This window comes from Enterobacter sp. UNJFSC 003, from assembly GCF_036903355.1.
GTDB lineage: Bacteria > Pseudomonadota > Gammaproteobacteria > Enterobacterales > Enterobacteriaceae > Enterobacter.
In genome coordinates this window covers 550,627-561,114 of the sequence record NZ_JBAKHK010000001.1, presented here as the reverse complement: position 1 = coordinate 561,114, position 10,488 = coordinate 550,627, and the positions used below count along the sequence as shown (strand labels likewise).

Here is a 10,488-nt window from a genome sequence, read left to right as displayed (position 1 = left end):
CAGGATCAACATAACAATGAAACGTTCTCATCTTTGGGTTTTAAATCCGTGCTTGCTTGCCATGCTGTCAACCTCTGCGTGGGCGGAAGAACAAAAGGAAGAAGATATCGTGGTCTCGGCCAGCCGCGCACACCGCAGCGTGGCGGAGATGGCGCAGACCACCTGGGTTATTGAGCGTGCTGAAATTGAGCAGCAGGTTCAGGGTGGAAAAGAGATCAAAGACGTGCTGGCGCAGCTGATCCCGGGCATGGACGTCAGCAGCCAGGGTCGCACCAACTACGGTATGAATCTGCGCGGCCGTTCGATGATGGTGATGGTGGACGGCGTGCGTCTGAACTCTTCCCGCAGCGACAGCCGCCAGCTCGACTCTATCGATCCGTTCAACATTGACCGTATTGAAGTGATCTCCGGCGCGACCTCGCTTTACGGCGGCGGCAGTACTGGCGGGCTAGTGAACATCGTCACCAAAAAAGGCCAGCCGGACACTGAGGTGGAGTTCCAGACGGGGGCAAAAAGCGGATTCAACAGCCACAACGACCACGATGAGAACGTTGCAGCGGCGGTAAGCGGCGGAAACGATAACGCGTCCGGACGCCTGTCTGTCTCTTATCAACGCTACGGCGGCTGGTATGACGGCAACGGCGACGAGGTGATTATTGATAACACCCAGACCGGCCTGCAATATTCCAACCGTCTGGATGTGATGGGAACCGGCACCATCAACATTGACGAGCATCAGCAGCTGCAGCTGACCGCGCAGTACTACAAGAGCGAGTCCGACGGCAAGCACGGCCTGTTCCTCGGCGAGAACTTCTCGGCGGTAACGGGCGATGCCAAAGCGTACAACAAAGGCAACCTGGACTCTGACCGTATCCCAGGAACAGAGCGTCATTTAATTAACCTGCAGTACTCCAATACCGACTTCTGGGGACAGGACCTGGTCGCGCAGATTTACTATCGCGATGAGAGCCTGACCTACTACCCGTTCCCGACGCTGAGTAAAGGCGCGGTGACCAGCATTGGCGCTTCCCAGCAGAAAACCGATTTTTATGGCGGCAAGCTGACGCTGAACAGCAAGCCAATGGATGATTTGACGCTGACCTGGGGTGTGGACGCCGACCATGAAACCTTCGACGCCAACCAGCAGTTCTTCGACCTGAGCAAAGCGGCCGCGAGTGGCGGCATGGAGCTGGACAACGCCTACAACGTGGGCCGATACCCGGGTTACAGCATCACCAACCTCGCCCCGTTCCTGCAGGCAAGTTACGACATTGACGCCATCACGCTGAGCGGCGGCGTGCGCTATCAGTACACTGAAAACAAGGTGGATGACTTTGTCGGTTACGCCCAGCAGCAGGCCATCGCCACGGGCAAAGCGACTTCGGCAGACGCGGTGCCGGGCGGTAAAACCGATTACAACAACTTCCTGTTTAACGCCGGGATCCTTGGCCACCTGACCGAACAGCAGCAGCTGTGGTTTAACTTCTCGCAGGGCTTCGAAATTCCGGATCTGGCGAAATACTACGGTTCCGGCAGCTACCAGCTTGTTGATGGACACTACCGTCTGCTGAACAGCGTGAACGTTAACGACTCAACGCTGGACGGCATTAAGGTTAACGCTTACGAGCTGGGCTGGCGTTACACCGGCGATAACCTGCGCACGCAGGTTGCGGCGTACTATTCGCTCTCGGATAAAACCATCACCATTAACAAAACGGATATGACCATCAACCTGGAAGACGATAAACGTCGCATCTATGGGGTGGAAGGTCAGGTGGACTATTTCTTCACCGACAGCGACTGGAGCACCGGGGCGAACTTTAACGTCATTAAGTCTGAGACCCGCGAAAACGGTAAATGGGAGAAGCTGACGGTAGACAGCGCCAGCCCGTCAAAAACCAGCGCATGGGTAAACTGGGCGCCGGGCGACTGGACCCTGCGCATGCAGAGTACACAAACCTTTGACGTTTCCGATGCCGACGGTAAGAAGATCGATGGCTATAACACGATCGATTTCCTGGGCAGCTACGCCCTGCCGGTGGGTAAAGTGAGCTTCAGCGTGGAAAACCTGCTCGACAAAGACTACACCACTACCTGGGGGCAGCGTGCGCCAGGGCTCTATAGCCCAACCTATGGTGCTCCGGGCCTTTACACCTACAAAGGCCGCGGCCGTACCTTTGGTCTGAACTACTCGGTACTGTTCTGATCCTGCGCGCCGCCCGACCGTGGGCGGCGCATTTATCTGTATGATTTCACAGCAAACGCGTTAGAAAATCAGCGCTTTGCTGACAATTTCAGCAAACGATCAAAAAGTTTAATTTCCCCCTTTGACAAGGCGTACGCGGGTCGATAATATTCGCCCCGTTCACACGATTCCTCTGTAGTTCAGTCGGTAGAACGGCGGACTGTTAATCCGTATGTCACTGGTTCGAGTCCAGTCAGAGGAGCCATATTTAAGAAGCCTGCTCAGGAAACTAAGCAGGCTTTTTGCTTTTGTGTCCTACAGCACAAACTCATAGTGCGAACCATCCGGCAGCTCAACGTCGAGCCGCAATTTGCCTTCACAACCTCAACGTAACGTTTGAACGAGGAGAGCTTTACATCGCGGCCGGGCGTTTCCCTTACCGCGACGGTTGGCTGCCTGATGCCCAGCGCGTCACTTCCTCATCCAGCCACTCGACAAAGAGCGCCACCTCCGGCTTCGCCTCCGTTAACTGAGATGTCACCAGCCAGTAGGGCCAGGGATACGGCGCAGTGATAGGGGTAAGCTGGACCAGTTCGCCCCGGGTGATGGCATCCTGAACCAGAGAACGGCGCTCCAGCGCGATACCTTTACCGAGCCGGACCGCCTCAAGGATGATATTGGAGTCGTTAATACATAACCCTCCAGGCACGATTTCTCTCTCAAGCCCAGCATTTACACACCACGTTTTCCACGACTCCATAGAAAAGATAATATGGCTCTTTGCGATCGCTGCCGGGGTAGCGGGTAACTCACCGCCGTTATAGGAGGGTGCAGCCACCACAATCAGCTCATCGGAAAAAAGGTAATGGCTTTCGCACTCTTCCCAATTTCCCCTCCCCATCCGTATCGCGATATCTATTCCTTCCTGCTTCAGACTGGTGATGTTCAGGCTGCCCAGGATCCGCAGTGTGATATGAGGATATATCGCCCGAAACCGTTCCAGACGCGGCAATAACCAGTGACATCCAAAAGAGGGCACCATAGCCAGCGTCAGCGCCTGCGCCCTGGGTTTCACCTGAACCAGACGGGTGGCATTCGCGATATGGTTCAGCGCCTCGCGTACCTGTAAGGCGTAAAGCCGCCCTTCTTCGTTGATCTGGACCCCTCGACCCTGGCGGATAAACAACGTCACCCCCACCCTCTCCTCCAGCAACTTAATCTGCTGGCTGATGGCGGAATGGGTGACATGGAGCTCGTTCGCCGCTAGCGTTACGCTGCCCAGGCGAGCCACGGCTTCAAAACTACGCAGACTGGCGATAGGTGGAAAATCAGACATCAAGAACTCCCTGACTCGGACGCAATCTTAAAAAACGGTGGCCTGACGATATGTCAGTAATACTAACCCTGGCGGTAAGATATTAACGATATTCGCTTTGACGAATGTATCGTAATGTCTGTTCAGTATCTTCAATAGCGTATCACTTCAAAGAGACAGGAAACGGGAATGATGATTAAGCTTATTGGCATGATGGATTCACCTTATGTACGGCGCGTGGCGATTAGCCTTGAGCTGTATGGCGTTGAGTTTGAAAGCCAGCCGCTGTCAGTCTTTAGCACATTTGAGGCATTTTCCCGGATAAACCCTGTGGTCAAAGCGCCAACGTTAATACTGGATAATGAAATCCGCCTGATGGACTCGTCGCTGATACTGAATTATTTTGAGGCCCAGGCAGCCCCTGAACGGAGACTACTGCCCGCAGCGCCGGGGGCGCTGGCAAACGATCTCCAGACGCTGGGCTTTATCCTCGCAGCCGCGGAGAAAACCGTACAAAATGTGTATGAACACAACCTGCGCCCGGCGGAAAAGCAGCACGGTTCATGGATCGAACGCATTACAATCCAGTTACTGGCGGCCTGCAAGGAATGGAATGCGTTACTGGAGGCGCGGCCGGTGTCCGACTTTCCCGATCAGGTTGCCGTCACCAGTACGGTGGTCTGGACCTTTATTCAGTCGATGATCCCACAGGTTGTCAACGCGGCGGATTTCAGAAAGATTCAGGCGATTGCAGACTTATTCGAAGCGCAGGCGGCCTTTAAAAAATATCCTTTCAATTAAATGGCAGGCCCGGTTAACACAGTGCCCCGGGCCTGCCAGCACTTAAATCTGATAATCAATCGCCACTTCTTCCGGCTCCATCACCTGGCGTTTAATCTCATCAACGGACAGGCCGGCGTTGCAGAGCTCAATAAACCGCCACACGTAATTACGCTGCAGTTGACCCCGCTTGAGACCCAGCCACACGGTGTTGGCATCAAAGAGGTGACGGGTATCGAGACGCACCAGATCGCCCACTTCGCGCTCGCCGCTGGACTGTTCCGCCACCAGGCCTATGCCCAATCCTAATTCGACATAGGTTTTGATCACATCGGAGTCCTGCGCGCTCAGCACCACATCCGGCGTCAGCCCTTTGCGGTTAAACGCCTCATCAATGCGCGAGCGTCCGGTTATGCCCTGGCGGTAGGTAATCAGCGGCCATTTGACGATGTCTTCCAGCGTCAGAGGGGAAACCTGATTCAGCGGATGATCGACGGGAAGTAATAAGCTGTGATACCAGCGGAACCACGGGAAGGCCACCAGCAGCGGGTCGTTGCTCAGACGTTCGCTGGCGATACCAATATCTGCTCCACCGTTTTGCAGCAGCACTTCAATTTCCTGCGGCGTGCCCTGAATGAGCTCCAGACGCACATCCGGGAACAGCTCGCGGAAGGCTTTGATTACGGGCGGCAGGCTGTAGCGTGCCTGAGTATGGGTGGTGGCGATGGTTAGTACGCCGGACGCGTCGTTGGTAAAGAGATCCGCCAGGCGACGAACGTTGCTGGCCTCGTTGAGGATCCGCTCCGCGATGGTCAGCAACGCTTTGCCCGGCTCCGTCATGCCCAGCAAACGCTTGCCGCGACGAATGAAAATCTCAATACCAAGTTCTTCTTCCAGCTCGCGAATATGGCGGCTGACGCCCGACTGGGAGGTATAAAGCATATTGGCGACTTCGGTCAGGTTGTAGTCCCGCCTGGCCGCCTCACGGATAATTTTAAGTTGCTGGAAATTCACGATTCACTCCGGCGCATCTGACATGGCTCTATTGTTAGAGTCAGCCGGGCTGCAGAACAAATAATAAAAACCAGCATCTTATGCTTTTATGGAATATCAGCTCACGAGCTGCAGCTCGCGGTTTTCCAGCGACGGTTTGCTCACCAGTGACATTAAAATCTCTTTCACCGCCTGGGCCTGCGGCGACAGCGATCCGCGTGCCGACATATTCAGCGACAGCGGTAAGCTCATCGACGGGGTAGTGATGCGAGCCATCCAGCCATTTGCGGCGCTGCACAATGCGCGCGCGGCGGATTCAGGCAGCACGGTGACGCCCATCCCGCTGGCAATGGCCGCCGTCAGCGTGGAGATGGAATCAATTTCGCCAATGATTTTTGCCGTCAGGCGGCGCAGCGAGAACGCTTCATCCACGCGCACCCGCACGGCGCTGTAGTCACGCGGCAGGAAGAGATTCATCTCAGCGACGGCAGTAAGATCGACGCTCTGCCCCGGGCAATCGCGGGTGCCAACAAGATAGAGATCTTCTTTCAGCAGAGGCTGGCTGGTGATCCCGGCAACCGGGGAGCGGTCATAAAGTACCGCCATATCCAGCTGGCCGCTAAGCAGTTTGTCATTCAGAACGGAACCGCTGTTCTCGTGCAGATAAACCAGCACTTCCGGCAGCTCGGCACGCACCGCCTGCAGCAGCGGCATGGTGATAGAGGATGCTGCGGTTCCCGGCGCAAGGCCAATGGAGACGTGTCCGCTTAGCGTCTGACCCACGTTATTTACCGCCAGCTGCGCCTGTTCGCACTGACGCAGGATGGTTCGTGCGTGGGTATACAAGATTTTGCCTGCTTCGGTTGGCGTGACGCCTCGTTTGGTGCGGATCAGCAGCTGTTGATCCATCTCGCCTTCCAGAGTAGCCACCTGCTGGCTCAGCGCGGGCTGAGCGATATGCAGCACTTCTGCCGCTTGAGTCAGGCTGCCGATATCGACGATTTTAACGAAGTATTTCAGTCGTCTTAAGTTCATTTTGCCCCCTGTTCGAAATGCTGTGCCAAAACTGGCTGTCATTGTTGTTGAAAGAGGTTTTGCAATATGAGTGCCAGTTTTTCGTAGAGGTCTGATTTGTTCGCTAAGCGACTGAAAATAAGGAAAGCTAATCATGGACGGCCGTTTTATTACCGAAACAGCAGTTTATGATCTGCCCCATAAGGGGTATAACCGCACCATAACGGTGCATTACGTTGCCAAAATCGCCACTTTGCTGATTTTGTCAGCAAACGATCGAAAGGCGTGAATCCACCCTTTGACAAGCAGGGCTGAGGTCGATAATATGCGCCCCGTTCACACGATTCCTCTGTAGTTCAGTCGGTAGAACGGCGGACTGTTAATCCGTATGTCACTGGTTCGAGTCCAGTCAGAGGAGCCAAATTTAAAAAGCCTGCTTTTATAGCAGGCTTTTTGCTTTTCTGCGTTTGTTTAATCGCCGGGGCTACCAAACCTTACACGGCCTAACCTCACGTCAAATCCCTATCTTAACCGGCATCCCGGAGCGTCGCTTCAGCTCGTGCTCGGCACCTTCGCTCACAAGCTGCGCCCGTAAGGCTGGCGTAATCGGCAGCGGCACTTTCTTCGTTGATTCAAACTCCGCGCGGTTGCGCGACAGCGGCTCGTGAATTTCTACCCAACGGCTGCCGTCCGGCTCGGTCGTCGTTTTAACAGGCTGATCGATGAGCTGGACGCGCGTACCCACCGACACGTTATCGAACAGATACTTGATATCGTTATTACGCAGGCGAATGCAGCCCTGGCTTACGCGCAGCCCGATGCCGAAGTTAGAGTTGGTGCCGTGAATGGCATACAGCCTGCCAATGTAAATCGCATACAGGCCCATGGGGTTATCCGGCCCGGCAGGCACAAAGGCGGGCAGCGTTTTTCCCTCTTTGGCGTACTCGCGACGCGTGTTTGGCGTCGGTGACCAGGTTGGTCCTTCCTGCTTGCGTTCAACGGCAGTGACCCAGTTGCGCGGCGTTTCGCGCCCTGCCTGACCAATCCCAATCGGCAACACCTCGACGGTATTGCTGCCTGGCGGATAGTAGTAGAGACGCATTTCCGCCACGTTCACGACGATGCCCTCGCGTACCGTTGGCGGGAGAATAATGTGCTGCGGAACGACAAGCTGCGTACCGGCTTTCGGCAAAAACGGATCGACGCCCGGATTGGCTTCCAGCATATTGCTTAACCCCTGCCCGTGCTGCGCAGCAAAGGCTTCAAGCGGCAAGGTGTTCCCCTCCGGCACGGTAATGGCGATCGGCGCGCCCACCAGACGACTGCCTTCGGGAGGCAAAGGATAGGTCACGGCTAACGCACCGGGAACAACGGCACACAGCGTAAGGACGAACGAGGCAAGTCGAATCATAATTTCCTGTGCTCTGGCAAAAGAGAAAGCCTGCAGTTAAGCAGGCTTTTTCAGTTTACGCTATTACGCTGCGGTTTTACGCCATCTGCGGGTTAGCGGTTTTTCCACTTCGACAATCAGGAACATCACGAAACCAATCAGGAAGGTGATGACCCAGTAGCGGAACGGAAGCGCTTCGGTGCCAAAAAGTACCTGCATAAACGGCGCGTAGATAATGAGCAGCTGCAGCGCCAGCAGCACGCCGGTAACGATCCAGATCCCTTTGTTAGCCAGCAGGCCTTTGCTCAGGGAGAAGCCATCCGACACGCGGCAGTTCAGCATATAGAACCACTGTGCGGTCACCAGGGTTTGCAGCAGAACGGTACGGATAAATTCCGGCGAGTAGCCGCGCGGCTGTAGCCAGGCTTCCAGCACAAAGGCGCTGATGGCAATCATCAGGCCGACAAACGCCACGCGCCAAATGGCAAAACCGTCCATCACGTGCAGATTCGACTTGCGCGGTGGCCGGCTCATGATGTCCTTCTCGCCCGCTTCAAACGCCAGACCAAAGGAAAGCGTCGCCGATGTTGCCATGTTCATCCACAGGATCAGCACCGGCGTCAATGGGATAAGGTTGCCCGCCAACAGCGCAATGATGATCAGCAACGCCTGAGCAATGTTGCTGGGAATAATAAACAGAATGGTTTTTTTCAGGTTGTCATAAACGCGACGCCCCTCGTGAACCGCCCTGGCAATGGTGGCGAAGTTGTCGTCGGTTAACACCATATCGGCAGCTTCTTTGGTCACCTCGGTGCCTTTAATCCCCATGGCGATCCCGACGTCTGCCCGTTTGAGCGCCGGAGCATCGTTCACGCCATCCCCGGTCATCCCCACCACTTCCTGCTTGCTTTGCAGCGCCTGCACCAGGCGGAATTTATCCTCCGGGCTGGTGCGCGCAAAGATGTCGTATTTTTGCGCGGCTTCGCTCAGCTGATGGTCGTCCATTGCCTCCAGCTCGCGTCCGGTGATGGCGCTGGCCGCATTGCCAATACCCAGCATCTGGCCAATACTCATCGCCGTTTGCGGGTGGTCGCCGGTGATCATCTTCACGCGAATACCGGCCTGCAGACAGTCGGCAATGGCGGTGATGGCTTCCGGGCGCGGAGGATCCATCATGCCGGCAACCCCCAGCAAAATAACGCCATCCTGCAAGTCCGAATGATCCAGCTCGCGTTGCCCGCTGGCAGCCGGTTTCCAGGCCGCCGCCACCATGCGCAGCCCCTCGCGGGCATACTCTTCAATCTTCCCTTCCCAGTAGGAAAGATTGAACGGCTGTAGCCCAGCGTCCGTCTGCTGGAACTGACAGAGGCGGAACAGGACGTCCGGCGCGCCGGTAATTAAAATGACCTCTTCGTCACCCAGGCGATACAGCGTAGACATGTATTTATATTGAGAATCGAAGGGTATTTTGCTGCGCATTTCGGTTTCGATCGCCGGCAGCGTGACTTTTGCTGCCAGCACCTTCAGCGCCCCTTCGGTCGGCCCACCGGTAATTTTCCAGAGTCCCTGATCGTCCTTAATCAGTTGGCTGTCATTACAGAGGTCAACCGTGCGCAGATAGCGCTCCAGTAAGGAGCCCTGGGTCACGGTGACGGGCGTTAGATCGTCTACCGGATGAATGTTGCCCACCGGCTCGTAGCTGTCACCCTCCACGCGGTAGGTGGTGTCGGCGGTAATCACCGCTTTCACCGTCATTTCATTCATCGTCAGGGTGCCGGTTTTATCCGAGCAGATCACCGTCATCGCACCCAGCGTTTCAACGGTGGGCAGCTTACGGATAATGGCCTTGCGACGGGCCATGGCCTGTACGCCCAGCGAGAGGATGATGGAGATAATGGCCGGTAACCCTTCCGGCACCGCCGCCACCGCAAGGCTGATGAGTGACAGCACCAGCTCTGAAACGGGCATATCACGGAATATCAGGCTGAAGACAAACAGCGCCACCATCATTACCAGAATGGTGATAAAAATGGCCTTGCCGAGCTTATCCATTTGCACCATTAACGGCGTGCGGTGCTTCTCAATGTCCGACATCATCTGATTGATGTGGCCAAGCTCCGTATCGCCCCCGGTTGCGACCACCAGCCCTTTCCCGCCGCCGGAGCTGACCGTAGTCCCGGAGTAGAGCAGGTTATACCGATCGCCTAACGGCAGCTCCCCGCTCAACGCGTCGGTGTTTTTCTCGACGACGGTCGATTCACCGGTCAGGATGGCCTCCTCCACGCGAAGATTGTGCGCCTCGATGACGCGCAGGTCGGCTGGAATACGGTCCCCGGCGCGGATAACCACGATATCCCCGGGCACCAGCGCCGTCGTTGGTACCGTTTCATGCGTGCCCTGTCTGATGACCACAGCTTCGCTGGAGAGCATATTGCGGATGCTTTGCAGCGATTTTTCAGCATTGCTTTCCTGCACGTGACCAATGAGGGCGTTTACGATAGCGACCCCAAGGATCACAAACATATCCACCCAGTGACCCATGATCAGCTTCAGCAGCGCGGCCGCCAGCAGAACGTAAATCAGCACATCATTAAAGTGGGCCAAAAAGCGAAGCCAGGCAGGCTTGCCCGGTTTTTGGGGTAAGGCGTTCTCGCCATATTGCTGGAGCCTGGCGGCTGCCTCTGTACTGCTCAGTCCGTCCGGCGTAGAGTGAATATTTGCCAGCGTTTCGTCAACCGTTTGTTGATAATACGGACGGTCAGGCTTTTCTGTTTTCATCGTGCCTTCCTCAGATTCTTTTCTCAGAAATCA

The 10,488-nt window shown here is 55.7% G+C and carries 7 protein-coding genes, 2 tRNA genes and 1 pseudogene; 4 read left to right on the top strand and 6 right to left on the bottom strand.

Features of this window, described 5'->3' with window-relative positions; all coding sequences use genetic code 11:
- Positions 1 to 16: 16 nt before the first annotated feature.
- Together V5P19_RS02505 and V5P19_RS02500 are read left to right on the top strand one after the other, a co-directional pair.
- Positions 17 to 2,206, top strand: a complete 2,190-nt coding sequence (locus V5P19_RS02505) for a TonB-dependent siderophore receptor (RefSeq protein ID WP_334399817.1) — start codon at positions 17 to 19, stop codon at positions 2,204 to 2,206.
- Positions 2,207 to 2,374: 168 nt separating this feature from the next.
- Positions 2,375 to 2,450: transfer RNA gene (locus tag V5P19_RS02500), tRNA-Asn, on the top strand.
- 50 nt (positions 2,451 to 2,500) lie between these two features.
- Here V5P19_RS02500 and V5P19_RS02495 read toward each other — a convergent pair.
- Positions 2,501 to 2,652 (bottom strand): annotated as a pseudogene (locus tag V5P19_RS02495) (transcriptional regulator); the annotation flags it as partial.
- A complete protein-coding gene (locus tag V5P19_RS02490) occupies positions 2,622 to 3,521 on the bottom strand; it encodes a LysR substrate-binding domain-containing protein (protein ID WP_334399815.1) in 900 nt (299 codons plus the stop codon). The pseudogene V5P19_RS02495 and the gene V5P19_RS02490, both read right to left, overlap by 31 nt.
- A gap of 171 nt (positions 3,522 to 3,692) precedes the next feature.
- On the opposite strand from V5P19_RS02490, the gene V5P19_RS02485 reads away from it, so the two are divergent.
- The gene (locus V5P19_RS02485) at positions 3,693 to 4,301 is read left to right on the top strand and encodes a glutathione S-transferase family protein (RefSeq protein ID WP_334401110.1); all 609 of its coding nucleotides are present in this window, start codon (positions 3,693 to 3,695) and stop codon (positions 4,299 to 4,301) included.
- Between the two features lie 42 nt (positions 4,302 to 4,343).
- On the opposite strand, the gene cbl is transcribed toward V5P19_RS02485, so the two are convergent.
- Positions 4,344 to 5,294, bottom strand: coding sequence for an HTH-type transcriptional regulator Cbl (gene cbl / locus V5P19_RS02480; protein ID WP_334399812.1), 951 nt, complete (start codon positions 5,292 to 5,294; stop codon positions 4,344 to 4,346).
- Between the two features lie 96 nt (positions 5,295 to 5,390).
- Positions 5,391 to 6,308 carry a nitrogen assimilation transcriptional regulator NAC gene (nac, locus tag V5P19_RS02475; RefSeq protein WP_334399810.1) on the bottom strand — a complete coding sequence of 306 codons (918 nt, stop codon included), beginning with the start codon at positions 6,306 to 6,308 and terminating at the stop codon, positions 5,391 to 5,393.
- Positions 6,309 to 6,632: 324 nt separating this feature from the next.
- Here nac and V5P19_RS02470 point away from each other — a divergent pair.
- Positions 6,633 to 6,708: transfer RNA gene (locus V5P19_RS02470), tRNA-Asn, on the top strand.
- Between the two features lie 93 nt (positions 6,709 to 6,801).
- Here V5P19_RS02470 and ldtA read toward each other — a convergent pair.
- Both ldtA and V5P19_RS02460 read right to left on the bottom strand, forming a co-directional pair.
- Complete coding sequence (gene ldtA, locus V5P19_RS02465) at positions 6,802 to 7,698, bottom strand: L,D-transpeptidase (RefSeq protein ID WP_334399808.1); 897 nt, start codon at positions 7,696 to 7,698, stop codon at positions 6,802 to 6,804.
- A gap of 63 nt (positions 7,699 to 7,761) precedes the next feature.
- Positions 7,762 to 10,455: a cation-transporting P-type ATPase gene (locus tag V5P19_RS02460; protein WP_334399806.1), complete on the bottom strand. Its 2,694-nt coding sequence runs from the start codon at positions 10,453 to 10,455 to the stop codon at positions 7,762 to 7,764.
- Between the last annotated feature and the right edge of the window lie 33 nt (positions 10,456 to 10,488).